We start from the raw sequence: 24,081 nt of genomic DNA on the forward strand, positions 1-24,081 counted from the left end.
GGATTTCCTAATATTCACTCCAACGCAGCACACAACCCACCCCAATCCGCTGACTGACGAGTCATGACGCGGGGTCGCCGGGCCGGGAACCGGTAGCTGCGTCAGCCGCGCGAAAGCGCATTCGGAAGTGAACGCACGAAGGGGCCAGCGCGATGAACGTCAGCTACGTCGAGAGCATCGAGGAACAGCGGTATCAGACCTCGCTCGACGTGGCCGACGATCTGGCTGCCTACGCGGAAGAGCACGGCCTGACGATCGGGGAAGCGCGCGATGAGCTGCGCGACCCCGATTCGATCAGCGGTGACCTGCGCCGCCTGCTCGTGCGCCGTTTTACGGGGGAATGACATGAGCGACATGACCATCGACACCGTGCAGGCACGAATCGCGGGACTCGACGAGGACACGCAGAAGAAAATGGTTTGCGCGCTCGTCGGTCATACCAAGATCGTCGAGATGTGCATTGGCTACGTCCACTGCGCGAGATGCGGCGTCCAGATCGGCGACACCCTCGCCGGCATCTGGGATGCCGAGACGGCCGTGATCGTCGGCCATGATTGCGTCACGTGCCACAAGAACTTCGCCGCGCTGGACTGGCGCCACACGTTCAAGGCACCGTGGCCATTCGAGGGCGAACAGCCGGTGGAAAGCGAGGGTGGTGAAGCATGATCCGCCTCGCCATCGACTTCGGCGCGTTCTGCGCGCGCATGCTCGCGGTCCTCGCCTTCCTGTTCCTGCTCGTCGGCATCTTCAAGTACAGCGCCGACTCGTATGCAGCGGACGTCCCGACCTACGGGCGCACCGCGTAATGGCCGCCGCCGCTCGCTTCGCGCTCGCCCTCTCGCTGATCGTTGCCGTCCTTGCCTTCGTGGCGTGGCGCGAGGTCCAGAGTTGGAACACCTGCCGCGCCGCGCACGCCACGACGTACTGCCTGACCACCTGGGAGAACTGACCGTGCACATCGAACTGACCTGGGCCGAGTACGTGCGCCTGCAGCGCGCCGCCGGCTTCCGCCTCACCGGCCGCTGGCTCGCCACCGGCCCCGAGTTTGTCCGCATCCACTGAGAGAACCGCCATGCAAAGCATCTACACCGTTCGCGCTTCGAGCTGGGGCGCCCTCTTCGACTGCTCGTACCGATGGGAAGGAATTCACCTGCTCAAGCTGCGCAATGTCGTCGGCCTGCGCGCGGCACTGGGCACCGCCATCCACGCGGGCACTGCCGTGTTCGATCAGGGCCGCCTGGATGGCGCTGGGCTCACCGCGGACGACGCCGCCGGCGCGCTCATCGACAAGCTGCGCGATCCGGAAAACGAGTTTGATCCGTCGCAGGACGATCTGACGATGTCCGAAGCCGAGCGCATCGGCATCACGCTGCTGACGAAGTACTGCCGCGAGGTGTCGCCGCAATTCGAGTTTGTGGCCGTGGAAATGGAAACGAAGCCGCTCGACATTGATTGCGGCAATGGCGTCATCGTTCGCCTGACCGGAACCATGGACCGGGCACGCGTACGCCGTACCGCCGCAGGCGTCGGCATCGCCGACCTGAAGAGCGGATCGGCCGCCGTGCAGAAAGGCGCGGCCGTGACGAAGGGCCACGGCCCGCAGGTGGGCACGTACGAGATTCTCTACGAGCACTCCACGGGCGACGTGATCGGCGACGACGCCGAAATCATCGGCCTCAAGACGAAGGGCACGCTCGAAATCGCCACCGGCACGATCAAGAACGCCAAGCGCGCCATGCTCGGCACCGAATCGACGCCTGGCCTGATCGAGTTCGCGGCCGACATGTTCAAGACCGGCCGCTTCTATCCCAACCCGAAATCGCTGCTGTGCTCAGAGAAGTACTGCCCGCGCTACGCCGCCTGCCAGTTCCACGACTGAGGCACGACCATGAATGCACCGACCACCCTGGACACTCTCCGCTCGCCCGCGCCGCGCGAGGCCAACCTTCCCGCCGTCACACCTGGCTTCAGCAGCCTGCAATCCTTCGAGCTCATGCAGCGCGCCGCCAAGCTGCTTTCCAGTTCCACGCTCGTTCCCGTCGCCTACCGCGCGTGGGACGAGAAAAAGGGCGAGAACCAGAACGCGCTCGCCAATTGCGTCGTGGCGCTGAACATGTCGCAGCGCATGGGCGCCGACCCGCTCATGGTGATGCAGAACCTGTACATCGTCGAAGGCCGGCCGTCGTGGTCGTCCCAGTGGATCATCGCGGCGATCAATGGCTGCGGCCGGTTCTCGCCGCTTCGCTTCGACCTGAAAGACCTCGGCCCGAAGGAAGTCGAGTACGAGGTGACGAAGTGGGTGGAACGTCAGCGCGTGACCTCGAAACACAAGGCCACCGTGCAGAACCTCGAGTGCGTAGCCTGGGCGGTGGAGAAGGAAACCGGCACGCGCATCGACAGCCCGAAAGTGTCCGTCGAAATGGCGGTCAAGGAAGGCTGGTATGGCAAGAGCGGCAGCAAGTGGCAGACCATGCCCGAAGTGATGCTGCGCTACCGCACCGCCAGTTTCTTCGGGAAGCTCTACGCCCCCGAACTGCTGATGGGCCTGCAAACCGTCGAGGAAGCCCAGGACATCATCGACCTGAATCCCGATGGCTCATATGTCGTGCAGTCCACCACGATGAGCGAGATGCGCGCCAACGCAGCACAGCCGGCCACGCGCGCCGAGCCTGCCGACGTCGTCGGCGAACAGGCGCCCCAACACGCGGCCGCCGCAGACGATGGCCAGCAGCCTGGGCTCGACATCGATGGCAACGATGATGCCGGCCACGATGGCGACTCCCCGACGTTCAAGGACATCAACCGCGAACTGCTCACCGCGTCAACCGTCGAGGAATTGGACCTCGCCCGCAGCATGATTTCGGGCCTCGCAGACGAAGCGTACAAGGCCACGCTGAACCAGGTCGCCGCCCGCCGGGTGCGCGAGCTGATGAAGGCTGACGACGAACCGTCCGCCGCAGCACAGACGACCACGCGCCGTGCGCGCGCCCCACTGAACGCCGACTGAATACCTCGCCCCGGTACGGCCCGCGTAGACGGCTATCGCGGGAGGAAGAGCGTCGCCGCGCCGCCGGTTTCACGCTGGCGCGGCGGGCAGATCACCCACAGGAGAACGCATCACCATGAGCCACTCGCCCGAAATGAAAGACACGATGAACATGACCGCCACCACGCTCGGTAAGGATCTGCTCGGCGCGCTGGTGCAGGAAATCAAGCTGCTGCCCGACGTATGGGTGAAGCTTTCGCAGAAGAAGCAAGACGACATTCTTGACCGGCTTCGCAATCGCGTCGATGCGTCGGTCAAGATGGCTGTACACCTCATCGCCAGCCAGGGCCGCGTGGTGGTAGTCGGCGATCTGGATCAAATCACGATCAAGGATGGCGCGAAGGCCGTAGTGAAGATCGGTAAATCGGCCACCGCGCTGCACGAGTTGGCCGAGGCCCAAGGTCAGGCGGTGCTGCTCGTTCTGTCCGGCGGACACGAGTCGTACACGTCGGGTATGGACGAGGTTACCGGCGAGTCCGATCAACGCGCGTTCGACCTCGGCAAGGAATACACCGACCAGGACGGCGACGGCATGCCCGACGATATCGTCGATGCCGAGGTGAAGACCATCGAGCACCAGCCGCTGAAAGAAGAACTCGACGCCGCGTTCGACGAAGGCTATACCGCCGCGTCCGAAGGCAAACCGGAAAGCGATTGCCCGGTCGTGGCCGGCCCTCTTTGCATCGAATGGGTGAAGGGCTGGAAGGCATGGCACGACGAGCAGGAAATCACCGCCGACCCGCTTTACGAGCAAGCGGTGGCGCACGTCGTCGAGACGCAACTGGCATCGATCTCGAGCCTGCAGCGCCACCTGCGTATCGGCTACAACCGGGCGAATCGCCTCATCGAGCGCATGGAAGCCGAAGGCGTCGTCAGCGCGCCGGACGAGACTGGCATGCGCACCGTGCTGCGCACGACCGAGGAACAGGAGGGCTAAGGCCATGCGGCTCACCCACATCCACGCCACCAACTTCCTCGGCATCCGCACGGCCGACGTCGAGCTGCGCACGCCGGTCGCCCTCTTCTGCGGTCCTAACGGCGCGGGCAAGTCGAGCATTCAGGACGCCGTACGCCTGGCCCTCGCCGGCGAGAGCGTGCGCGTGGCGCTCAAGAAGGAATACGGGCGCCTGGTACACGACGGCGCCGAGTCGGGATCCATCGTCGTCGTGGCCGACGGCGGGCGCGCGAATAACGTCGCGCTGCCCGGCGGGAAGATCACGCAGACGATCCCGACCGATCCGCGCACACCGTTCGTGCTCGACGCCCAGCGCTTCGCCAGCCTCGATTCGAAGGCCCGCCGCACGTTCCTGTTCGACCTGATGGGTGTGACCGTGGGCACCGATGACGTGCGCAAGCGCCTCGCTGCCCGCGGCATCACCGGCGACAAGGTAGATGGCGTGCTGCCACTGGTGCGCGCCGGCTTTGACGCCGCGGCGACCGAGGCTCAGTCTAAGGCCACCGCCGCAAAGGGCGCGTGGCGCGCAGTCACCGGCGAGACCTACGGAAGCTCGAAGGCCAACGGTTGGACGGCAAAGGCGCCGGAAGGCGCCGAGGATGCCGCCGACCTCGCCGCCGCGCTGGTCGAGGGCCGCGAGACAAGCGAGACCTTCGACCGCGAGTGTGCCGACCTTCAGCAGCAGCTCGGCGCCATCGACGCGGCAGACCGCCAGCGGCAACAACGTGACGCGCGCGCCGCGGCGCTGCGCGAGGCTGCCGCCAAGCTGCCGAAGGCGGAACAGTCGCTCGAGCGCGCGCGCGCCGAACTGGCCGAATTCCTGCCGAAGGTCGAAGCGCTGCGCGCCGCCGCCGGCGGCAAGGTCGAGGGCATGCCGTGCACCTGCCCCGAGTGCGGCGCCCTGCTGCGCTACCTCGCCGGGAAGCTCGCGGCCGACACACCGATCGAGCGCAACGAGGATGCAGCCGCGAGCCTGCCCGAGTACGAGAAGAGCCTGGCCGTGTTGCAGAACGCGATGAAGAGCCGCGAGGCCGAATTCGACCGCGCGCGCGACGCCGCCGTGCAGTTGGAACTGATCATGAAAGAGTCCGCCGAGGCCGCGTCGGACGATGCCCCGCCGCGCACCGACATCGAGCAGGCGCTGGCCGATGCCAAGGCAAGCGCCACCAAGGCGCGCGAGATTGTCGCGGGCATCGAAGCGACGCAGCGCGCGATCGCCGACGCTGGCGCGAAGACGAAGCGCGCCGCGCAGCATCACGCAGACGTTGCAGCCTGGGAAGCACTCGCCGGTGCGTTGGGCCCGGACGGCATCCCCGCTGATCTGCTCGCCGAAGCCCTCGGGCCAATCAATGCCCGGGCGGCAGAACAATCCGACGCCGCGGGCTGGGCACGCGTAGCGATCGCGGCTGATATGTCGATCACCGCCGCCGGTCGCGATTACGCCCTGCTGTCTGAATCCGAGAAGTGGCGTGCAGACGCCGTGATCGCCGAGGCCATCGCGCACCTGTCCGGCGTGCGCGTGCTGATGCTCGACCGCGCCGACGTGCTGGTCGGCGCCGAACGCGACAACCTGTTGTATTGGCTCGACGACCTGGCGCACGCCGGCGACCTCGATACCGCTCTCGTGTTCATGAGCATGAAGGCCGCGCCCGGCGCCATGCCGGAATCCATCACCACTTTCTGGATCGCCGACCACTGCGTCGGTGGATCGAAGGCGGCAGCATGACGCAAACGTTCGAACAATGGGCCGAATCCGAAGGGCTCGATATGTCGGTTGACTGGAAAGGTGACCTCACGTCGCCGGTAACTGCCGGGGCGTTGCGCGGATGGGAAGCCGCACAGGGCGCAGGGCAAGAGGCGATCTATCAAGTGCGGTGGCATGAAGGCGACCCGTGGGTGGACATTGACAGCGCTATGTATGCGACTCACGCCGACCGCATGCACGACAAGCGCATCGTCTACGCCGCATCCGTAAGTCCGCCGGAGTTGGTGGCGCATGTCAGAAAGCTGGTGAACGGTGAAATCCTTGATTCGACCGGTTGCCCCACGCGGTGGGAAGATTTGCCAGACGGCACGCCGATCTACGCCAACGCCGCACCCGTGAACGGCGGCGAGCGCGAGCTGGGGCAAGTGATTGACGAGCGCGACCAGTTTCACGACGCGGCCGAGAAGCTGGCCGATGCCATCGCAAAGCATTTCGGTGTCGAAATTGGCGAACACAGCAACCTCAATTGCCCATGGCAGAACGCGCTTGATCATATCGCGCAGGCGACCAAGCGCGCCGCAGATGCGCAGCAGGTAGGCGCTGCTCGATACGAGAAGGTCGACGGCTGCAAGGATTGCCGACACGCGCACTACTACTCGGCCGACCGCTGGGAATGCCTGAAAGCAAATCGCATGTTCGACGAACTCGGCAGGCCGGTCGCCGTGCCGGCATGGTGCCCGCTGCCAGCCCTCACGTATCCCGCGAAGGATGCACAACAGGCAGCCATGACAGACCGCCAGATTATCGAACTGTGTAAGTCGGTCGGCGTCGAGTGGGAAGGCCCGGACATGTGCGACTTCATGGGCGACTTTGGCCGCGTCAACATGGCCGAAATGCGGGCAATCATCGACGCGGCGAAGGAGAAAAAATAATGGACAACACCCCCGACATCAAGACCGCGCTCCGCAAAGCCTATTTGCTCGGCCAAACGTATTGGCAACAGGCTGACAGCGAGTACACGTCGCAGCACAGGAAAGCTGACGAGACACAGGCGAAGTTCGAGCAGCTCGTGACCGATACGGTCGCCGCCCTCACGTCTCCCGAGAAGGTGCCCGACGCCGTTATGCAAGCGCTCGATCGTATGTCGACCCCCCTGCATGACTCGCGTCTGTCTGGCCTGACTGCCGAACTTGATGCCGCTAACATCAAGACCATCCGAGACTATGTGCTTTCCGGGGCTGTGCCCGCAAAGGTGGTAGGGGACGATCAACACCCCGACGATGCCGCCGTCGACCGCTTCTCCGTCGCCATGAAAGCCAAGCTCGCGAAGAAACGTGCACAGGGCCGTGGCGGGTGGGACGACGAGCGCATTTGCTCGCCGGACGACCTCGCCCGCATGCTGGTAGATCACGTTCGCAAGGGCGATCCTGTCGATGTCGGCAACCTCGCCATGATGCTGTTCAACCGGCCTGACGCTGGTGCTGCATTGTGCCGCGCCGCGCTGTCGGCGGATGGCGGGGAGGACAAGCGGGATGCGGAGTATTGGCGCTTCCTCCGAGAGCAGCATGAAGGAACCGAATCATTCGAGGATGCCGAAGGCTTCACCGTCACCGAGCCAACTGCGCGAGCGTTCACTGTTTTCAAACCCGGTCAGGGAGACTATCACCTTGAACCTGTCGGATGCATGCCCGGAGAACTTGAAGAGACGATCCGCGACGCCATTGCCGCCAATCAGGCGCGAAAGGGGGAGTGATGCTAGCGAACCGGATCCCCGTAGCAGCGCAACGCAGGCCCGTCGCCGTAGACGGCCGCCATGCACATCTTTTGTGCCCATCGATCCCACACGATGGTGGGATTTGCGTTCGACGGCTCGAACCGAAACATCCACGCCGCTACAAGCAGTCCAACTGCCGCCAAAGCCAATGCAGCCCAGGCAGGTGTGATGCCCTTCATTTTGGTCTCCACGATAAATTTCGAGGAATACTAGCATGACCTCCCCCACTCGCCCCATCATGCGATACCACGGCGGAAAATGGCGCCTGGCCGACTGGATCATCGCCCAGTTTCCGCAGCACAAGGTCTATGTCGAACCGTTCGGCGGTGCCGCGTCCGTACTCATGAAAAAGCCGCGTAGCCACGGAGAGGTCTACAACGACCTCGACGGCGATATGGTCAACGTCATGCGGGTCATCCAGACGCCTGAAATGCGCGACGCGCTCGCCGAAGCGTTGGCCCTCACTCCTTACGCTCGAGCCGAATTCGAGAAGGCTTGGGAATTCACCGACGAACCGATCGAGCGGGCACGCCGCACGTTCATCCGCGCCGAGATGGGTTTCGGTTCAGCCGGGGCCACGAAAGGCACAACGGGGTTTCGCATCGACTCGAAACGCAACTATGGCACCGCAATGCAGATCTGGACGCGCGTTCCGGAAGGACTTCGCGCGTTCGGTATGCGGCTGCAAGGCGTGCTCATCGAAAATCGGCCGGCCTTGCAGGTAATGCGTGATCACGACACGGCTTACACGCTGTTCTATGTGGATCCGCCGTACGTGCATGACACCCGCAAGATGGGGTCAGCCTGCTACCGTCATGAAATGACCGACGTCGATCACGCCCAGATGCTTGACGCGCTGCTCGAGCTGGAAGGCATGGTAATTCTGAGCGGCTACCCGCACCCGGCATATGACGAACGTCTCGCAGGCTGGCGCCGCGTCGAGACCAAGGCTCGCATGGCCGCAGGGCGTGGCACAGGAACCCGGACAGAGGTGCTTTGGATCTCGCCCAAGGTGCCGCAGTCCGGACTATTGCTGGAGGTGGCATGAAACCGATTCGCTACCTGTCGGTATGCTCGGGTATAGAAGCCGCGACGTGCGCGTGGCATGGCCTCGGCTGGCTGCCGTGGGCGTTCTCGGAGATTGAGCGCTTCCCGTCAGCCATACTCGCGCACCACTACCCCAACGTGCCCAACCTGGGCGACATGACCAAGTTCAAGGGCTGGCCCGATGCAACTATCGATCTTCTCGTCGGCGGAACCCCTTGCCAGTCCTTCAGCGTCGCAGGACTACGAAAGGGACTGGCAGATCCGCGTGGCAACCTCATGCTCACCTATCTTGCCATTGCTCGCCGCTACTCTCCCCGCTGGCTGGTCTGGGAAAACGTCCCCGGCGTACTGTCATCGAACGAAGGGCGGGATTTTGGCACCTTCCTCGGGGGCCTGGCAGAACTCGGGTATGGGTTCGCCTACCGCGTTCTTGACGCTCAGTACGTCCGAGTGGAATCACACTCTCGCGCCGTCCCTCAGCGACGTCGGCGTGTGTTCGTTGTCGGATATCTTGGAGACTGGCGACGTCCCGCAGCGGCACTTTTTGAGCGCGAAAGCATGCTCGGGCATCCTGCGCCGCGCCGCGAAGCGGGGCAAAGAGTTGCCGGCACCCTTACGTGCAGCTCTCTCGACGGTAGCGGCGCAGGAGGGGGAGACGGGCGCGATCAGTTCATGATCCCTACGATTACCCGCGCACTCACCACGAGTAATCAGAGAATCGATGCAGAGACGGAGACGTTGCTCGTTGCTCACTCGCTGCGCGGCGAAGGCTTCGATGCCAGTGAGGACGGCACCGGTCGAGGAACCCCGCTGATTCCTGTCGTTGCCGGCGCCATCGCCTTCGACTGCAAGGCCAGCGGACGCAACGGGTTCGCCGTGGGCGACATCGCCGCGACGCAGCGGTCAATGGGCCACGCCAACAGTCATACGAACGGCGGTGGCCATCAGGCCGTCATGGTCGGAACAGCGGTCCGCCGACTTACACCGCGCGAGTGCGAACGCCTTCAGGGCTTCCCCGATGACTACACGCTGCTGCCTGGCGCGAAGGCTCCGGACGGCCCGCGCTACAAAGCCCTCGGCAACAGCATGGCTGTGAACGTGATGCGGTGGATCGGCGCGCGAATCCAGAGCGTCGAGAATTTGGAAATAGAGAAAGCAGCATGACCACCCACCCGGCCACGGCCGAAGCACTGAATGGCTACTCAGCAGCCAACAAGCCGATGATCGATCGCCATCTGGATCTCTTCGACAAGCGCCGCCTGGATCTCGTCCAGTTCCTCGACCTTCGCCAGCTTCAGCTTGCGGGCCCCGAACGGTTCGATGAGTTCGACGCCGTCGAACGGCGTCACCTCGATGGTGATGTCCCACAGGGTCGCACGCTCGCCGATCTCGATGTCGACGTTGCAACCGCGATACGTGAAGTTGAGGGTAGGCATGGTTTGGGCGGCTTCCGAGAGTGGCCGGGTACCCATGATAGTACGAACGAAATTCTACGAGTGACAGCGCGAAATTGGGGAATCGCAATATGAACGACTACCTCTCCATGCACGAACTTGCCGAGCTGATCGGCTGCAAACCGAACCAGCGCTCGGCAATGATGAAGTGGCTCGACGCCAATCGATGGCGTTACGTGGTCGACAGCCACGGACAGCCGAAAGTGGCCCGGGCATACCGAGACAAGAAGATGGGCATCGTAGAGAACAACAGCAGCACCAACAAATATGACGCAACGCCGAACTACCAAGCCTTCGCGTAAGAGCACCACCTCAGTCACGGACGAGCCCACCGGTACCCCGCGCCTCTACAAGAGGTTCGGGGTTCGCAAGGTCACCTTCTGGTACAAGTACCCGGACGGGCGCCGGGAAACGATCGCGAGTGCGCCGCGTGGTGACCGCGCGGAAATCGCGCGCGCCGCGGCGGTGAGCCAGCGCCGCGCGATGGACATCATTGCGGGACAGATCATCGCTGATTCGGTTGGCGACATGATCGATCGCTTTCGCACCGAGATCGACCCCACCCATTACGCCGACCAGTCGAAGGCAGGCATCGCGGTGCGCAAAGGCACATATGAACGGCTCACGGCATTCTTCGGCCGCATGCAGCCGGCGGCATTGGAGCCGGTCCACGGCTATCAGTATCTGGACGCGCGAGCAAAGTCCGGCGCCCCCAAAGGGGCGAACAAGGAAATGGCCCTCATGTCGACAATCTGCAACTACGGTATTCGCTGGGGGCTGATCCGTGTCCACCCGTTCCGCAACCTCATGTTGAACAAGGCCGACACCTTCGTGCGCGATGTCGTGCGCAGCCAGGTGATTCGGTTCTACCTGTGGTCGGTAAGGCAGGAGCAGGCCTTCCGTACGATGGGCGTGGCCGGCATGTTCACGTACTTGACCGGCTTCCGTGCCGCAGAGGTACGCCCGTATCACATGTCAGGGCTGAGCGACGACGGGGTGATGGTCGTTAGCGCTAAGCGGAAGATGGGTGAATCGGAAACGCGAAAATTGAGGAAATGGTCCCCACGCCTTCGCGTCGTCGTCGAGCGCGCGAAGCGCGAGCGAAAAGTCGCGAGCGTGTTTCTGTTTCCAAACCGCAGCGGGCGGCCGTACACGAAGAGCGGCTGGAACTCGGTTTGGCAGGACGCGATGTACACGTACATCGGCGAAAAGGACGCCGCGATCGCCGAAGAATTCAAGGCGAAGAAGGCGCGCGAGGCAGCTCAGCGAAGAGGCGAAGCTGTGGCCGACTTGGACCTTCAACTCACGAAGCACCCGGAATACTTTTCGTTGCTCGACATCCGCCCGGCCGCCATCACCTCGAAGCTCGAACAGCGCGCTGCAGATGCGTATGATTTCGCCGCTCACACGAGCCCGTCGACGACACATCGACACTACGATCGACGCAAGACAAAGGTCGCTGACGCTACCGAGTGAATTCCGAATTTGGGATTTTCGTTCCGAATTTTGCTTTGTGGAACGTAATGGGTGAGCTTAACGCTTTGAACAACAAGGGAATTTTGGGGTGACCGATGGGACTCGAACCCACGACGACTGGAATCACAATCCAGGACTCTACCAACTGAGCTACGGCCACCGCCGTGATCAGCAACATGACTTGCTTGCTGAACAGAAGCAAGATTATAGCGACGTTTTTATTTCGTTGCCAAGCACTTTTTTCACTTCTTCTAAATGTTTCCTCACTCGCGTGCGCGATCGATGCGCAACATCGCCATCTCACGCGGCGAACGATCCTCGCGCGACGCGGTGCAACATCACTCGCGCCACAACGCCGCTCAAGCCGAAGCTACACCACCCGCGTCTTCGCGCGCCGCGAAGGCGCCTGCGCGCAGTTGCTCCCGCGCTTGCTCGAACGCACCAATGCCGGCCTTCAATCGCTTGGGGTCCGACAGCACTCGACGCCAACCGCGCGCGCCCGGCACCCCGCGATACAACCCCAACGCGTGACGCGTGATCGCGCCCAGGTATTGCCCCTTATCCACCTGCGATGCCGCGTATTCGATCAACGCATCCTCCACCGCCTCGCGTGACTTGACCGGCGACGCGTCCCCATAGAATCGCGCATCCACCTCCGCCAGCACGTACGGGTTGTGATATGCCTCGCGGCCCAGCATCACACCGTCGACATGCCGCAGATGCCGCTCGACTTCATCGAGCGTCTTCACGCCACCGTTGATCAGGATTTCCAGTTGCGGAAATACCTGTTTCAGACGATATGCGTAGTCATATTTCAGTGGCGGAATTTCGCGATTCTCCTTCGGGCTCAGGCCCTTGAGAATGGCATTGCGGGCATGAACGATAAACGTCGTGCAACCCGCCTCGGCAACCTTGCCGACGAAATCCTCCACGAACGAGAACGATTCGACGTCGTCGATGCCAATGCGGTGCTTCACCGTGACGGGCACCTGCACCACGTCGCGCATCGCCTTGACGCAGTCGGCCACCAACGCCGGCTCGGCCATCAGACACGCGCCAAATGCACCGCGCTGCACGCGCTCCGACGGACATCCGCAGTTCAGGTTGATCTCGTCGTACCCCCACCGCTCACCCAATTTCGCCGCCTGCGCCAGATCCGCCGGCTCGCTGCCGCCCAGTTGCAGCGCGACCGGATGCTCCACGGCGTCGAAGTCGAGATGACGCGCCACGTCGCCGTGCAGCAACGCCCCGGTCGTGACCATCTCGGTATAGAGCCACGTGTGACGCGAAAGCTGGCGATGAAAAACGCGACAGTGCGAATCCGTCCAATCCATCATCGGTGCGACGCTGACGCGGCGGGCAGGCAAGTTCATGCAAATTCCTCAAATACAGCAATCGCCGACTTGCTCCGGCAAGACGACGTCATGTGAAATACGAAACGCAAAGTATACGTGATGCCTTCGCCGGCCGCCGGCAGTACATCCCGGTCGCGGTCATCCTCCATCGCCCTGCCCCGCCCCGCAGGTTTTTCCTACGACACGTCGACGTCGCGGGAGTACACTTTCGCCTTTCTCCCCGAAACCCTACCCAAGCAGCGACAGGAGACGTCGGCATGGCACCGAAGGACCTCTTTCAGGCATTGATCGTCGTACTCGCCTGGGGCGTGAACTTCGTCGTCATCAAGGTCGGCCTTCACGGCGTGCCCCCCATGCTGTTGGGCGCGCTCCGATTTTTGCTCGCAGCGTTTCCCGCGGTCTTTTTCGTGAGACGCCCGCAAGTGCCATGGCGGTGGCTGCTCGCCTACGGCGCGACCATCTCATTCGGACAATTCGCGCTGCTGTTCACGGCGATGTATGTCGGCATGCCCGCCGGGTTGGCGTCGCTGGTACTTCAGGCCCAGGCATTCTTCACGCTCGGACTCGCCGTGATGTGCCTCGGCGAACGCTTTCGTGCGCAGAACGTCGTCGGACTGTTGATCGCGGCAGCAGGGCTCACCGTGATCGGACTTCAGGGCGGCGGCGCGATGACGCTCCTCGGCTTCGTGCTCACGCTGTGCGCGTCGCTGAGTTGGGCGACCGGCAACATCGTCACCAAGAAGATCGGCAATGTCGATCTGGTCGGACTCGTCGTATGGGGCAGCCTGATTCCGCCAATTCCCTTTGCCCTGCTCGCCTATGTGTTCGAAGGCCCACGGCAAATCGCCGACTCGCTGATGCACATTTCGGCGTCTTCGGTTTTCGCGGTGGCCTATCTGTCGTTCATCGCCACGCTCGTCGGCTACTCGCTGTGGGGACGCCTGATGACGCGCTATCCAGCCAGTCAGGTCGCGCCCTTCTCGCTGCTCGTGCCCATCATCGGCCTCGCATCGGCCGCCCTTTTGCTGGACGAACAACTCACGACACCGCAAATCGCAGGGGCTGCGCTCGTCATGGCCGGACTCGTCGTCAACGTGTTCGGTGCACGCATCAGACAGCGCCTGATGCCGGCGTCGCGTTAAATACGCGTGGCGCCTGACTTGCCTGATTTGCCCGATTCGCCTGATCCGCCTGACTCGCCTGATCCGCTCGATCGGCCCTACGCGTTCGATCCTGCGGCATGACCGGTCGGCGCGCTCGCCAGTTGCATGTGCAAAAGCGGAAAAGGACGCCCCTGTCCGTCGAGCGGCGAGCGCCCGGTCACCTCGAAGCCCTCGCGGCGATAAAACGCCAGCGCCTGCGGATTCTGCTCATTGACGTCGACGCGCGAGCAACCGAGTTCGCGCACCGCATAAGCCAGCAGCGCCGCGCCGATCCCCTGGCGCCGCGCGTCGGGCGCCACAAAAAGCATCTCGACGTTCCCTTCGGCCACACCGACAAACCCGCGGATGACATTCGCATCGTCGCGAAACACCCGCAGCGTCACCGCAGCGAGATATTCATTCCGAATGCGCGGACGCAACCAGGCGATATCCGCTTCGCTCAGGAAATCGTGCGTCGCGCGCACCGACGCTTCCCATAATTCGGTAATGGCGTCGAATGCCTTTTCGCTCGTAGAAAAGATGCCGGACATGGCGGTACCCGCTGGTTTGTCGTTCAGAACGCAAAAAGCCTGATTTCTTGTGGAAATCAGGCTTTCGAATTTGGTTGCGGGGACAGGATTTGAACCTGTGACCTTCGGGTTATGAGCCCGACGAGCTGCCAGACTGCTCCACCCCGCGTCTGAAGAATTAAATTATATGACAATCGCCATCGCAGCGCAACATTTACGGCCGAATATTTTTCCAGTCCCCTCATGAGGTGCCACCGGCTCACCGACACCCTCCGCCGCGCAGTCCTCCGGCATGGGCGCTCGCCGGGGTTATCCCGGCACCCCGCGTGCGTCGGCGCACAGCGCGCGCCGCCGATGATACACTCGCAGCAACCATGAACCGACGTCCTACCATCCAATTCTGTTCCGCCTGCGGCCATCCGGTCGAGCTGCGCATTCCGCCCGGCGACAACCGCGAGCGGCATGTTTGCACCCATTGCGGCACCATCCACTATCAGAACCCGCGCAACGTGCTCGGCACGGTGCCCGTGTGGGGCGATCAGGTGCTGCTGTGCAAGCGCGCCATCGAGCCGCGTCTCGGATACTGGACGCTGCCAGCCGGCTTCATGGAAATCGGAGAGACGACGTCGCAAGCCGCCGCGCGCGAAACACTGGAAGAAGCCGGTGCAGTCGTCGAGGTCGGCGCGCTGTTCTCGCTGCTCAACGTGCCGCACGTCAATCAGGTGCATATCTTCTATCTGGCACAGATGCGCGAACCGCAATTTGCCGCCGGCGAAGAGAGTCTCGAGGTCGGGCTGTTCTCGGAAGACGAGATTCCCTGGGACGATATCGCCTTTCCGACCGTCGCCAAGACGCTGAAGTACTTCTTCGAGGATCGCCGCGCGGGCGCCTTCGGCGTGCACCTCGAAGGCATGCCCAATGCAACCGCCCCCGGCATGCCGACGCCGGTGTTGCCCGTCAATACGGCGCACACCGAGGACATCCTCACGCCGATGCTGCGTGTCTGAACACACGAACGCCTCGCCTGCGGCTCCGCCTCGGCGCCTCACGCCCCGCGCGATGGCCTCCGTCACCCCGAAAAGCTAACGTCGTCATGGTCGTCTGGCTCGAAGCAAACGATCCTTTCCCGTCGGTCGACGAAGCGCTCGACGCCACGAGCGACGCGCCGGGACTGCTCGCCGCCGGCCTCGACCTCTCACCGCAACGCTTGCTCGCCGCCTACCGGCATGGCATTTTCCCGTGGTACTCGCAGGCCCAGCCTGTTCTCTGGTGGAGCCCGGACCCACGCATGGTGCTGCGCCCGGAGCAGTTCGTCGTCAGTCACAACTTCCGCAAGTTGCTGCGCCGAGTGCTGCGCGACGACGCCTGGGAAATCCGGCTCGACGACGATTTCGCCGCCGTGATGCAAGCCTGCGCGCAAGCTCCCCGGCGCGGACAGGACGGCACGTGGATCACGCCGGCCATCGTCGCGGCGTACCGCGCGCTGCACGACGCCGGCCTCGCCCACAGCGTGGAAACGTTCTACGAAGGTGAACGCGTAGGCGGCCTTTACGGCGTGGCCCTCGGACGAATGTTCTACGGCGAATCGATGTTCGCCCGCCGTAACGACGCGTCGAAAATCGCCCTGGCCGCACTCGTTGCTTTTGCACGCGCGCACGCTATAGAGATGATAGACTGCCAGCAAAGTACCGCACATCTGGCGTCGCTCGGCGGCGGCGAAATCCCCCGCCAGGCCTTTCTGGCCCACGTGCAGAAAGCGGTCATGGCCCCCGCGCCGGTCTGGCGTCTGGACAAGCGGATGCTCAGCGCACTGGCCTACGGTAACGCAGCAGACAAGGCTCACGAGGTTTCGCAGTGACCCATCCGAACGAACTGCCGCTGTCCCCGCTGTCTGCCCTTCAGTTCTACGCGACAGCGCCCTACCCCTGCAGCTATCTCGACAATCACACGGCACGCTCGCAGGTCGCCACTCCCAGTCATCTCATCAACTCGGACGTCTACAGCGAACTCGTGCGCGCCGGATTCCGACGCAGCGGCGTATTCACCTACCGTCCCTATTGCGACGGCTGCCGCGCCTGCGTTCCCGTGCGCGTGCCGATCGCGCGCTTCGCGCCGAATCGTACGCAGCGACGTATCTGGCGGCGCCACGCCGGTCTGGCCGTCAACGTATCGGGACTGCACTACACCGAAGAGCACTACCAGCTCTATATGCGCTATCAGTCGCAGCGTCACGCGGGCGGCGGAATGGACCACGACAGCCGCGAACAGTACGAACAGTTCCTGCTGCAAAGCCGCGTGAACTCCCGCCTCGTCGAATTCCGCGAACCTCCCGGACATCAGGGCGCCGGCACGCTGCGCATGATCAGCATGGTCGACATCCTCAGCGACGGGCTGTCGTCGGTGTACACGTTCTTCGACCCCGACGTCGAAGGCGCCTCCTACGGCACGTACAACATCCTCTGGCAGATCGAACAGGCGCGTGCGCTCGGACTGCCCCACGTCTACCTCGGCTACTGGATCCAGGCCAGCCGGAAGATGGTCTACAAGGCCAATTTCCGACCGCTCCAGGGCTTGATCGACGGACAGTGGCAGGACATGCCACAAGCCATGCTCGACGCCGCCGGGGCGTGACCCGGCGGGCAAAGGAACGCACCGGCGCACCCGCGCACGCCTCGTAGTGCGCACCGCGCTCATCGCACCCCGGATGCTGCGGAATACAAGAGTACGCAGAGCGTAGAAAAAGACGCGCCCCGGCGTCGCGATCCCGGTAAAATGGCGACTTTCCGATTCTGCCGAACCCGACACCGTGCTTGCGTCTCTCTATCCTCTGGCCCGCCGCGCCCTGTTCTGCCTCGACGCCGAACAAGCTCACCATCTGACGCTTGCCACGCTGCGGGGCACCGCCGCGCTAGGCCTGGGCGGCCTCGTGGGCCAGACGCTTCCCGAATCCCCCCGCACGGTCATGGGCATCCGCTTCCCGAACCCCGTGGGCCTGGCCGCAGGCCTCGACAAGGACGGCAGCTGCATCGACGGTCTGGCCGCACTCGGCTTCGGTTTCGTGGAAGTGGGCACGGTCACGCCGCGTCCGCAGCCCGGCAATCCGAAGCCGCGCATCTTCCGGCTGCCGCAGGCCGAAGCGATCATCAACCGCATGGGCTTCAACAACGGCGGCGTCGAGCAGTTTCTCCAGAACGTCCAGTCGGCGCGCTACAAGGGACCGCTCGGCCTGAACATCGGCAAGAATGCCGACACGCCCATCGAGCGCGCCGTCGACGACTACCTCATCTGCCTCGAGAAGGTGTACCCGTACGCCACCTATGTAACGGTGAACATCTCGTCGCCCAACACGAAGAACCTGCGCCAGTTGCAAGGCGGCGATGAACTCGACGCACTGCTCGGTAAGCTCAAGGAAAAGCAACGCGCGCTGTCCGATCGTCATGGCAAGTACGTGCCGATTGCACTCAAGATCGCTCCGGATCTCGACGACGAGCAGATCAAGGTGATTGCGGGCACGCTGACGCGCCACGGCTTCGACGGCGTGATCGCCACCAACACCACACTGTCGCGTGAAGCGGTCGCCGGCCTGCCCTACGCCAACGAAACGGGTGGATTGTCGGGGCGTCCGGTGTTCGAGGCGTCGAACCGGGTGATTCGCGCGCTTGCCGCCGAACTTGGCGGCGCGTTGCCGATCATCGGCGTGGGCGGCATCCTGTCGGGCGCCGACGCACGAGCCAAGCTCGATGCCGGCGCAAGCCTGGTTCAGGTCTACAGCGGATTGATTTACCGCGGACCCGAGCTGGTGCGAGAATGCGTGGAGGCACTGCGTTCGGCCTGACCGGCTGCACGCTGCCCCTCTTCAATCGCCATAGGGAGAATTCGTCACCATGAAAAACTGGCTCAAGACGCTGTGCCTCGTGCCGCTGGCCGCCGCCGCGTTGATCGGCACATCGCCGGCCCGCGCAGCCGACCTGCTCGATACCGTGAAATCGGCGGGCGTGTTGAAAGTCGGCATCGAGGGGACTTACCCCCCGTTCAACTACCGTGGCACCGACGGCCAGCTCGACGGCTATGACGTCGACGTGGCCAAGGCCGTGGCGCAGCGCCTCGGCGTGAAGGCGCAATTCGTGACGACCGAATGGAGCGGCATCATCGGCGGGCTGGTCGCAGGCAAGTTCGATGTCATCGTCAATCAGGTGGCCATCACCGACGAGCGCAAGAAGTCGCTCGACTTCAGCCAGCCGTACACCTACTCGGCCGCACAGCTCATTCAGCGCAAGGACGACAAGCGCGAATTCAATTCGCTCGACGCGCTCAAGGGCCACAAACTCGGCGTGAGCCTGGGCAGCAACTACGACAAGATGGCCAAAGCCGTGCCGGGCATCGACGTGCGCACGTATCCGGGCGCGCCCGAGTACTTGCGCGACCTCGCGGCAAACCGCATCGACGCCGCCCTCAACGATCGCCTGATGCTCGCGTATCTGATCAAGACGTCGAATCTGCCGCTGCGTCCGGGCGCCGTGCTCGAAGGCGCCAGCCAGTCCGTGGGCATCCCGTTCCGCAAGGGCAATCCGAAATTCGCCAAGGCCATCGACGACGCCCTCACGCAGATGAAGCAGGACGGCACGCTCACCAGGATCGCACAGAAGTGGTTCGGTGAAGACGTGTCCAAACCCGCGAAGTAAACCGCAGCTCCCGCGCCGAACGGTTTCGGCGACGTCACGGCCGGCATCACGCACACGACGCGGGTGCCGGCCGTCGTCATTGCGCACTCCGCCATTCCACCAGACATCCCCATGAATCCATTCGAACTCGCCGCCCAATCCATGCCGGTGCTGCTGCAGGGCACCGTGCTGACGATCAAGTTCGCCTTGATGTCGATGGTGTTCGGCCTGATGATCGGCATCGTCGTGGCGATCATGGGCATCGGCAAGATCCGTGCGCTGCGCGCCATCGCCCGCGCCTACGTCAGCGTGATGCGCGGCACGCCGCTGCTCGTGCAGATCTTCGTGGTCTATTACGGCCTGCCGGGCATCGGTATCTCGCTTGATCCCACTCCCGCCGGCGTGCTCACGCTCAGCCTGAATGTGGGTGCGTACCTGTCGGAGAGCATGCGCGGTGCGCTCGAAGGCATGCCGCGCGGCCAGTGGCTGGCCGCCTATAGCCTTGGTCTGTCGTACTGGCAGACGCTGCGCTACGTGATCGCGCCTCAGGCGCTACGCATCGCCGTGCCGAGTCTTGGCAACAGCCTGATCAGCCTGATCAAGGACACCTCGCTCGTATCGGTGATCACGGTGACCGAGTTGCTGCGCTCCGCACAGGAAGTGATTGCCTCGACGTACCAGCCGCTACCGCTATACCTCGCGTGCGCCGCCATCTACTGGGTGCTCTCGACGGGGCTGTCCGCGTTGCAGCGACGCATCGAGAAGCGCCTCGCGCTGCCGGCGAGGACGTAAGCCCACCCGCTGAATGCGACATGGCCGGGGGGCGCCGACACGGTCGACGCCACCCGGCCATGCCGGAAGTCCCACGTTGCGTTGGCGCGTCGGCGTGCGAACATGCACGCGCTCTTCGTCAACGCACCGCCGCGATCATCGCCAAGACGCACGCGCGGGCGGCTGACGCTTACCGCGGCGCCCTGCGCTCGCGATACATCGCACGGAACGTCTTGCCGCTCGGGGCCGGCATCTCGCGCGTGTCGGTCCAGCCTCCCCCGAAAGGCAATTTCGAAATGCTGCCGCGATCGCGCCCCATGCGACGCAGCGCCCACGAGCCAATGCCCGTGAGCGTGGCATACAGACGCGGCCGACGCGCGGCGAACGCCCATGCCGCAAGCGCCGCCCGCTCCTGCCACGGACGCAGGCCACGGTCGACCTGGCGCTCACGCAGCTTTCGCAGCAGGTCCGAAATCGGAATGCCGACCGGACACACACGGTTGCACTCCCCGCATAGCGTTGCTGCCTGCGGCAGGTCGAGCGTCTTCTCCAGCCCCACGTAGCTGGGGGTGAGCACCGACCCCATCGGCCCAGGATAGACCCAGCCGTAGGCGTGGCCTCCGATCTTCTGGTACACCGGACAGTGGTTCATGCACGCGCCGCAGCGAATGCATCGCAGCATCTCCTGGAACGCACCGCCGATCAGCCCCGAGCGCCCGCCATCGACGAGTACGAAGTACATGTGATCGGGGCCGTCCACCTCGCCTTCAGCACGCGTGCCCGTGAGCAACGAGAAGTAGTTCGACGTTCCCTGCCCGGTCGCCGAGCGCGGCAGCAAGCGCATCGCCGTGGCCAGGTCCTCGAGCGTGGGCAATACCTTTTCGATGCCCGTCACCGCCACATGCACGCGCGGCATGATCGTGCACATGCCCTCGTTGCCCTCGTTGGTCACCACGGCCACGGAGCCGGTTTCGGCCACGAGGAAGTTGCCGCCGGTCACGCCCATGTCGGCCGAGAGAAACTGCGGGCGCAACATCTCGCGGGCTTCGCGCGTCATCGCGGGAATCTCGGTCAGGCGCGGCTTTTGGTGCACGCGCGCGAACAGATCCGCGACCTCGTCTTTATCCTTGTGCACCACCGGCGCGATGATGTGCGACGGCGGCTCGTTGTCGTTGATCTGAAGAATGTACTCGCCAAGATCGGTCTCGACGGACTGCACGCCCATGTCGGCGAGCACCTTGTTGAGCTGCAACTCCTCTGTGACCATCGACTTCGACTTGATCACCTTTTTCACGTCATGCTTGCGCGCGATCTCGGCGATCAGGCGCGCGGCGTCCTGCGTGGATTCGGCGAACAGCACCGTCGCGCCGCGACGCGTGGCTTCGCGCTCGAAGATCTCCAGCCAGACGTCAAGCGTCTCGAGCCCGCGGTTGCGGCGCTCCTTGAGCGCCTCGCGAGTGGCCTCGAAATCGATCTCTTCGATGGCCGCGGCGCGCGCCGTCACGAACTTGGTCGAGAGCTTCTTGAGATTGGCCTGCAGACGCTGATCCGCGAGCTTCTGCCCCGCGCGCGCCTTGAACTGCATCGATTGAACTTGCATCGCGACTCAAGAGTAGTGATGGCAACCCGCACGCGCGCCGCGCGTCACCACGCGCGACAGTGCCGGGGCCGGTAGGGTCGGGAGGATGGCGGCGAACTCACGCATCGCCGGCGAGCACCTGTGCGATGTGCAACACGCGCGTCTTCGTGTCGCCCGTGCGCCGCAGGCGCCCTTCGATGTTGAGCATGCAACCGAGGTCGCCGAGCACCACGGCCGGTGCACCGCTCGCCGCAATGTTCGCGCACTTCTCGTCGACGATCGCCGTCGAGATGTCGCCGTACTTCAAGGCGAACGTGCCGCCGAATCCGCAGCAGGCCTGGCAGTCCTTCATCTCGGTCATCTTCACGCCGGGCATCTTCGCGAGCAATGCACGCGGCTGCGTCTTGACGCCAAGCTCGCGCAGGCCCGAGCAGGAATCGTGGTACGTCACTTCGCCGTTGTAGTCGCCGGGCACTGTGTCGATGTGCAGAACGTTGACGAGAAAATCGGTCAGCTCGAACACCCGCGGGCGCAGGCGTTCGTAGCGTCCCATGAGTTCGGGGTCGTCGGCGAAGAGGTCGCCGTAATGCGCCTTGACCATGCCGCCACACGAACCCGACGGCACCACGACATAGTCGAACGATTCGAATTCATCGAGGAATTTCTGGGCGAGATCGCGGGCGATGGCGCGCTCGCCCGAGTTGTAGCCCGGCTGACCGCAACAGGTCTGGGAATCGGGAATGACGACTTCGCAACCGGCTGTCTCGAGCAGCTTGAGCGTCGAGAAGCCGATCTCCGGACGCATCATATCGATCAGACACGTGACAAACAGTCCGACGCGCATTGGGGGAATCCTCTTTTCGGGAACAATGCGCCATTATAAGTCGCCGGGCCAGGGCGGCCCAGCGTGGATTCCCGCATATCGCGCAGTGGATCACACCATGCGCGGAACGTGCGGGCCGGCGCGGCCCGCCGAGCGGGAGCGCGGCGGCACGTAACCCCGGTCCGCCATCAGCGTGGCGACCTGATCCGAGGTGACCTTCAGCATGCGCTCCAGGCGATCCTGCCCCGCCGAGAGCCGCGCGTATCCCTCGGCCTGTGTCGTCCTGAGGCTCGCCACGTCGGCCTCGAGCACGGTCAGGCGATTCACGTCGGCCTCCACACGATCGAATCGTTCTCCAGTCGTGCCGGCGAGCGCCTTCAAGTCCGAGGAAAGCGCGTCGAGCCGGTGCCAGACCTGTTTGTCACGCGCCTCCTGCGCACGCGTCGCCTTCTCCAACCCGGTGGACAATCCGTCGAGCCGGTGCGAGACGCGCGCTTCGCTTTCCTGCCGCGCCCGGGTCTCCTTCGCCAGGTCCGCCGACAGCCCATCGAGCCGACGCCGCACCTGCGCATCGTCCTCCCGACGCGCCAGCGCCTCCTTCGCGAAATCCTCTGACAGTCCCTCGAGCCGGTTCGTGACGAAAGTGTCGCGCGCCTGTTGCGCCTGCGTCGCCTTGGCAAGATCCGCCGACAGCGCATTGAGCTGGTTCCATACCATCGTGTCACGCTCCAGTCGCGCACGTGTGGCCTGCACGTTCATTTGCGTTTTCATCATTGCCCCCTCCGATTCCAGAAAATGTCGGGTATCCGCCAACAGACCTTCGATCGACTTCCACGCGCGATCGCGATCGAACCCTCGTATGCTCGCCAGACTCTGCAGGCGAATAACCGTGGTGAATGTCAGTGCGGCGATGCCGATGATCGCCGCGAACGAGCCCCCCGAAGCAATCAGCGCCGCGATGCCGATTCCGACGGAGACGGCGTATAGCGCCGACGAAATCCAGAATCGCTTGCCGTAGTGCTTCTTCTCGGGCACCACCTGCTTCGAGGCCTGCCCAAGCGCCTCGCGCACCTCGTCGAGATGCAGGTCGATGGTCGCCATGAGCGCGGACGCCTCGCTCTCCACCTCGAGCCGGCTGCGCCACTCTCCCTGCACGTGCGAAGGCGGCCTCGCCCCGAGCTCCTCCACGCTCCGGGCCACGTCGATGCACGTCTGAAGCGCCTGATGTTCGTGCGCCAACACCTCCGTCAACTTCTCCAGAATCCGCGAAAACCGCCTGGCCGACGGCGTCAGCCGGCGGGCGTCGCTCACTGTCGTCTGATCGCCGACGAAGCCGAGCAGACCGGATGCCCGCGACGCCGATCCGCACCGCCAGAACGCATCGCACAGCCCGCCGCGCCAATAACCGGACGTCGCCTTCGCATAGCTCGTCACGAAGGTCTTCTGAAGCTTGCGCGTTGCAACGTTGCTCAGGCCGAGCCGGTCGCGGGCGTTGGCGATCTGCTCGAGTCGCGCGACGATTTCCGCCCGCCTCGCATCGATCGACCCTCCCAGCCCCTTGACCGCGCGAGGAACGTCATGGCGTCGGGGCAACACCGCCACCGCCGGCGCGTACACATAACCGAACATTGCCTGCACCTCCTCCGTGCCGGCCGCCGCCGCCCTCGACCGCGGCTTGACACTCCGTTGAATGGCACTGTCATCGTAACGAGCCACGGCGTTGGCCACTTTCGGTTTCTATCGGCGGTTACTGCGGCACCAAC

General features: G+C 63.9%; 27 protein-coding genes and 2 tRNA genes. 21 read left to right on the forward strand and 8 right to left on the reverse strand.

Annotated elements, in window-relative coordinates; all coding sequences use genetic code 11:
- The first annotated feature begins 152 nt into the window (after positions 1-152).
- From LV28_RS38335 to dcm, 12 genes are all read left to right on the forward strand, one after another.
- On the forward strand, positions 153-344 hold the full coding sequence (locus tag LV28_RS38335; protein ID WP_038620811.1) for a hypothetical protein: 192 nt from the start codon (positions 153-155) through the stop codon (positions 342-344).
- Position 345: 1 nt separating this feature from the next.
- Positions 346-666 (forward strand): hypothetical protein, encoded by a 321-nt coding sequence (locus LV28_RS38340; protein ID WP_038620809.1) that lies wholly within the window; start codon positions 346-348, stop codon positions 664-666.
- The gene (locus LV28_RS48785) at positions 663-806 is read left to right on the forward strand and encodes a hypothetical protein (RefSeq protein WP_155765754.1); all 144 of its coding nucleotides are present in this window, start codon (positions 663-665) and stop codon (positions 804-806) included. The genes LV28_RS38340 and LV28_RS48785 overlap by 4 nt, the downstream gene beginning before the upstream one ends.
- Positions 806-949, forward strand: coding sequence for a hypothetical protein (locus LV28_RS48790; protein ID WP_155765755.1), 144 nt, complete (start codon positions 806-808; stop codon positions 947-949). Before LV28_RS48785 ends, LV28_RS48790 begins: the two co-directional genes overlap by 1 nt.
- A 123-nt stretch (positions 950-1,072) precedes the next feature.
- The gene (locus tag LV28_RS38345; protein WP_038620807.1) at positions 1,073-1,879 is read left to right on the forward strand and encodes a RecB family exonuclease; all 807 of its coding nucleotides are present in this window, start codon (positions 1,073-1,075) and stop codon (positions 1,877-1,879) included.
- 9 nt (positions 1,880-1,888) lie between these two features.
- Positions 1,889-3,007 (forward strand): hypothetical protein, encoded by a 1,119-nt coding sequence (locus LV28_RS38350; protein WP_038620804.1) that lies wholly within the window; start codon positions 1,889-1,891, stop codon positions 3,005-3,007.
- 115 nt (positions 3,008-3,122) lie between these two features.
- Positions 3,123-3,983 (forward strand): DNA translocase FtsK, encoded by an 861-nt coding sequence (locus tag LV28_RS49535; protein WP_038620801.1) that lies wholly within the window; start codon positions 3,123-3,125, stop codon positions 3,981-3,983.
- 4 nt (positions 3,984-3,987) lie between these two features.
- Positions 3,988-5,727 (forward strand): AAA family ATPase, encoded by a 1,740-nt coding sequence (locus LV28_RS38360; protein ID WP_038620798.1) that lies wholly within the window; start codon positions 3,988-3,990, stop codon positions 5,725-5,727.
- On the forward strand, positions 5,724-6,638 hold the full coding sequence (locus tag LV28_RS38365; protein WP_038620796.1) for a hypothetical protein: 915 nt from the start codon (positions 5,724-5,726) through the stop codon (positions 6,636-6,638). The genes LV28_RS38360 and LV28_RS38365 overlap by 4 nt, the downstream gene beginning before the upstream one ends.
- Positions 6,638-7,459 (forward strand): hypothetical protein, encoded by an 822-nt coding sequence (locus tag LV28_RS38370; RefSeq protein ID WP_052408641.1) that lies wholly within the window; start codon positions 6,638-6,640, stop codon positions 7,457-7,459. The genes LV28_RS38365 and LV28_RS38370 overlap by 1 nt, the downstream gene beginning before the upstream one ends.
- Positions 7,460-7,694: 235 nt before the next feature.
- The gene (locus LV28_RS38375) at positions 7,695-8,528 is read left to right on the forward strand and encodes a DNA adenine methylase (protein ID WP_038620795.1); all 834 of its coding nucleotides are present in this window, start codon (positions 7,695-7,697) and stop codon (positions 8,526-8,528) included.
- A gap of 5 nt (positions 8,529-8,533) precedes the next feature.
- Positions 8,534-9,691: a DNA (cytosine-5-)-methyltransferase gene (gene dcm, locus LV28_RS38380; protein WP_038622417.1), complete on the forward strand. Its 1,158-nt coding sequence runs from the start codon at positions 8,534-8,536 to the stop codon at positions 9,689-9,691.
- A 38-nt stretch (positions 9,692-9,729) separates the two neighbouring features.
- On the opposite strand, the gene LV28_RS38385 is transcribed toward dcm, so the two are convergent.
- Positions 9,730-9,963, reverse strand: a complete 234-nt coding sequence (locus LV28_RS38385) for a hypothetical protein (RefSeq protein ID WP_023873966.1) — start codon at positions 9,961-9,963, stop codon at positions 9,730-9,732.
- Between the two features lie 89 nt (positions 9,964-10,052).
- Between LV28_RS38385 and LV28_RS38390 the strand changes: the two genes are divergently transcribed.
- Together LV28_RS38390 and LV28_RS38395 are read left to right on the forward strand one after the other, a co-directional pair.
- Entirely contained in the window at positions 10,053-10,283 is a 231-nt protein-coding gene (locus LV28_RS38390; RefSeq protein WP_048806607.1) for a DUF4224 domain-containing protein, read from the forward strand.
- Positions 10,249-11,457, forward strand: coding sequence for a site-specific integrase (locus LV28_RS38395; RefSeq protein WP_147291625.1), 1,209 nt, complete (start codon positions 10,249-10,251; stop codon positions 11,455-11,457). Before LV28_RS38390 ends, LV28_RS38395 begins: the two co-directional genes overlap by 35 nt.
- Before the next feature lie 84 nt (positions 11,458-11,541).
- On the opposite strand, the gene LV28_RS38400 is transcribed toward LV28_RS38395, so the two are convergent.
- Positions 11,542-11,617, reverse strand: a tRNA-His gene (locus tag LV28_RS38400).
- A 199-nt stretch (positions 11,618-11,816) separates the two neighbouring features.
- On the reverse strand, positions 11,817-12,830 hold the full coding sequence (gene dusA, locus LV28_RS38405; RefSeq protein WP_023596485.1) for a tRNA dihydrouridine(20/20a) synthase DusA: 1,014 nt from the start codon (positions 12,828-12,830) through the stop codon (positions 11,817-11,819).
- Between the two features lie 239 nt (positions 12,831-13,069).
- Between dusA and LV28_RS38410 the strand changes: the two genes are divergently transcribed.
- On the forward strand, positions 13,070-13,954 hold the full coding sequence (locus LV28_RS38410; protein WP_023596487.1) for an EamA family transporter: 885 nt from the start codon (positions 13,070-13,072) through the stop codon (positions 13,952-13,954).
- 77 nt (positions 13,955-14,031) lie between these two features.
- On the opposite strand, the gene LV28_RS38415 is transcribed toward LV28_RS38410, so the two are convergent.
- Both LV28_RS38415 and LV28_RS38420 read right to left on the reverse strand, forming a co-directional pair.
- Positions 14,032-14,505 carry a GNAT family N-acetyltransferase gene (locus tag LV28_RS38415; RefSeq protein ID WP_048806606.1) on the reverse strand — a complete coding sequence of 158 codons (474 nt, stop codon included), beginning with the start codon at positions 14,503-14,505 and terminating at the stop codon, positions 14,032-14,034.
- Positions 14,506-14,576: 71 nt separating this feature from the next.
- Positions 14,577-14,653, reverse strand: a tRNA-Met gene (locus LV28_RS38420).
- Between the two features lie 223 nt (positions 14,654-14,876).
- Here LV28_RS38420 and LV28_RS38425 point away from each other — a divergent pair.
- The 6 genes from LV28_RS38425 to LV28_RS38450 all read left to right on the forward strand — a co-directional run bounded on the left by LV28_RS38425 (position 14,877) and on the right by LV28_RS38450 (position 19,937).
- Positions 14,877-15,491 carry an NUDIX hydrolase gene (locus LV28_RS38425; protein ID WP_025249314.1) on the forward strand — a complete coding sequence of 205 codons (615 nt, stop codon included), beginning with the start codon at positions 14,877-14,879 and terminating at the stop codon, positions 15,489-15,491.
- Between the two features lie 86 nt (positions 15,492-15,577).
- Complete coding sequence (gene aat / locus LV28_RS38430; protein WP_038620789.1) at positions 15,578-16,342, forward strand: leucyl/phenylalanyl-tRNA--protein transferase; 765 nt, start codon at positions 15,578-15,580, stop codon at positions 16,340-16,342.
- Positions 16,339-17,115, forward strand: coding sequence for an arginyltransferase (locus LV28_RS38435; protein ID WP_023596490.1), 777 nt, complete (start codon positions 16,339-16,341; stop codon positions 17,113-17,115). The genes aat and LV28_RS38435 overlap by 4 nt, the downstream gene beginning before the upstream one ends.
- Positions 17,116-17,290: 175 nt before the next feature.
- Positions 17,291-18,319 carry a quinone-dependent dihydroorotate dehydrogenase gene (locus LV28_RS38440; protein ID WP_023596491.1) on the forward strand — a complete coding sequence of 343 codons (1,029 nt, stop codon included), beginning with the start codon at positions 17,291-17,293 and terminating at the stop codon, positions 18,317-18,319.
- A gap of 49 nt (positions 18,320-18,368) precedes the next feature.
- Positions 18,369-19,166: a transporter substrate-binding domain-containing protein gene (locus LV28_RS38445; protein ID WP_023596492.1), complete on the forward strand. Its 798-nt coding sequence runs from the start codon at positions 18,369-18,371 to the stop codon at positions 19,164-19,166.
- Positions 19,167-19,277: 111 nt separating this feature from the next.
- Positions 19,278-19,937, forward strand: coding sequence for an amino acid ABC transporter permease (locus LV28_RS38450; protein WP_023596493.1), 660 nt, complete (start codon positions 19,278-19,280; stop codon positions 19,935-19,937).
- Positions 19,938-20,106: 169 nt separating this feature from the next.
- Here the strand turns inward: LV28_RS38450 and LV28_RS38455 are convergent, their stop codons facing one another.
- The 3 genes from LV28_RS38455 to LV28_RS38465 all read right to left on the reverse strand — a co-directional run bounded on the left by LV28_RS38455 (position 20,107) and on the right by LV28_RS38465 (position 23,947).
- Complete coding sequence (locus LV28_RS38455) at positions 20,107-21,516, reverse strand: lactate utilization protein B (protein ID WP_038620788.1); 1,410 nt, start codon at positions 21,514-21,516, stop codon at positions 20,107-20,109.
- Positions 21,517-21,613: 97 nt separating this feature from the next.
- On the reverse strand, positions 21,614-22,339 hold the full coding sequence (locus tag LV28_RS38460; protein ID WP_023596495.1) for a (Fe-S)-binding protein: 726 nt from the start codon (positions 22,337-22,339) through the stop codon (positions 21,614-21,616).
- Between the two features lie 90 nt (positions 22,340-22,429).
- Positions 22,430-23,947 (reverse strand): PspA/IM30 family protein, encoded by a 1,518-nt coding sequence (locus tag LV28_RS38465; protein ID WP_115344508.1) that lies wholly within the window; start codon positions 23,945-23,947, stop codon positions 22,430-22,432.
- Positions 23,948-24,081: the final 134 nt, after the last annotated feature.

The organism is Pandoraea pnomenusa (assembly GCF_000767615.3).
GTDB lineage: Bacteria > Pseudomonadota > Gammaproteobacteria > Burkholderiales > Burkholderiaceae > Pandoraea > Pandoraea pnomenusa.

Excerpts from the sequence above, each read along its gene's own strand:
- LV28_RS49535 (WP_038620801.1), top strand. The coding sequence starts at position 3,123 with ATGAGCCACTCGCCCGAAATGAAAGACACGATGAACATGACCGCCACC.
- LV28_RS38450 (WP_023596493.1), top strand. The coding sequence starts at position 19,278 with ATGAATCCATTCGAACTCGCCGCCCAATCCATGCCGGTGCTGCTGCAG.
- dusA (WP_023596485.1), bottom strand. The coding sequence starts at position 12,830 with ATGAACTTGCCTGCCCGCCGCGTCAGCGTCGCACCGATGATGGATTGG.
- LV28_RS38335 (WP_038620811.1), top strand. The coding sequence starts at position 153 with ATGAACGTCAGCTACGTCGAGAGCATCGAGGAACAGCGGTATCAGACC.
- aat (WP_038620789.1), top strand. The coding sequence starts at position 15,578 with ATGGTCGTCTGGCTCGAAGCAAACGATCCTTTCCCGTCGGTCGACGAA.
- LV28_RS48785 (WP_155765754.1), top strand. The coding sequence starts at position 663 with ATGATCCGCCTCGCCATCGACTTCGGCGCGTTCTGCGCGCGCATGCTC.
- LV28_RS38370 (WP_052408641.1), top strand. The coding sequence starts at position 6,638 with ATGGACAACACCCCCGACATCAAGACCGCGCTCCGCAAAGCCTATTTG.
- LV28_RS38340 (WP_038620809.1), top strand. The coding sequence starts at position 346 with ATGAGCGACATGACCATCGACACCGTGCAGGCACGAATCGCGGGACTC.
- LV28_RS38415 (WP_048806606.1), bottom strand. The coding sequence starts at position 14,505 with ATGTCCGGCATCTTTTCTACGAGCGAAAAGGCATTCGACGCCATTACC.
- LV28_RS38350 (WP_038620804.1), top strand. The coding sequence starts at position 1,889 with ATGAATGCACCGACCACCCTGGACACTCTCCGCTCGCCCGCGCCGCGC.
- LV28_RS38360 (WP_038620798.1), top strand. The coding sequence starts at position 3,988 with ATGCGGCTCACCCACATCCACGCCACCAACTTCCTCGGCATCCGCACG.
- LV28_RS38465 (WP_115344508.1), bottom strand. The coding sequence starts at position 23,947 with ATGTTCGGTTATGTGTACGCGCCGGCGGTGGCGGTGTTGCCCCGACGC.
- LV28_RS38410 (WP_023596487.1), top strand. The coding sequence starts at position 13,070 with ATGGCACCGAAGGACCTCTTTCAGGCATTGATCGTCGTACTCGCCTGG.
- LV28_RS38385 (WP_023873966.1), bottom strand. The coding sequence starts at position 9,963 with ATGCCTACCCTCAACTTCACGTATCGCGGTTGCAACGTCGACATCGAG.
- LV28_RS38395 (WP_147291625.1), top strand. The coding sequence starts at position 10,249 with ATGACGCAACGCCGAACTACCAAGCCTTCGCGTAAGAGCACCACCTCA.
- LV28_RS38460 (WP_023596495.1), bottom strand. The coding sequence starts at position 22,339 with ATGCGCGTCGGACTGTTTGTCACGTGTCTGATCGATATGATGCGTCCG.
- LV28_RS38375 (WP_038620795.1), top strand. The coding sequence starts at position 7,695 with ATGACCTCCCCCACTCGCCCCATCATGCGATACCACGGCGGAAAATGG.
- LV28_RS38365 (WP_038620796.1), top strand. The coding sequence starts at position 5,724 with ATGACGCAAACGTTCGAACAATGGGCCGAATCCGAAGGGCTCGATATG.
- LV28_RS38455 (WP_038620788.1), bottom strand. The coding sequence starts at position 21,516 with ATGCAAGTTCAATCGATGCAGTTCAAGGCGCGCGCGGGGCAGAAGCTC.
- LV28_RS38445 (WP_023596492.1), top strand. The coding sequence starts at position 18,369 with ATGAAAAACTGGCTCAAGACGCTGTGCCTCGTGCCGCTGGCCGCCGCC.
- LV28_RS48790 (WP_155765755.1), top strand. The coding sequence starts at position 806 with ATGGCCGCCGCCGCTCGCTTCGCGCTCGCCCTCTCGCTGATCGTTGCC.
- LV28_RS38345 (WP_038620807.1), top strand. The coding sequence starts at position 1,073 with ATGCAAAGCATCTACACCGTTCGCGCTTCGAGCTGGGGCGCCCTCTTC.
- LV28_RS38390 (WP_048806607.1), top strand. The coding sequence starts at position 10,053 with ATGAACGACTACCTCTCCATGCACGAACTTGCCGAGCTGATCGGCTGC.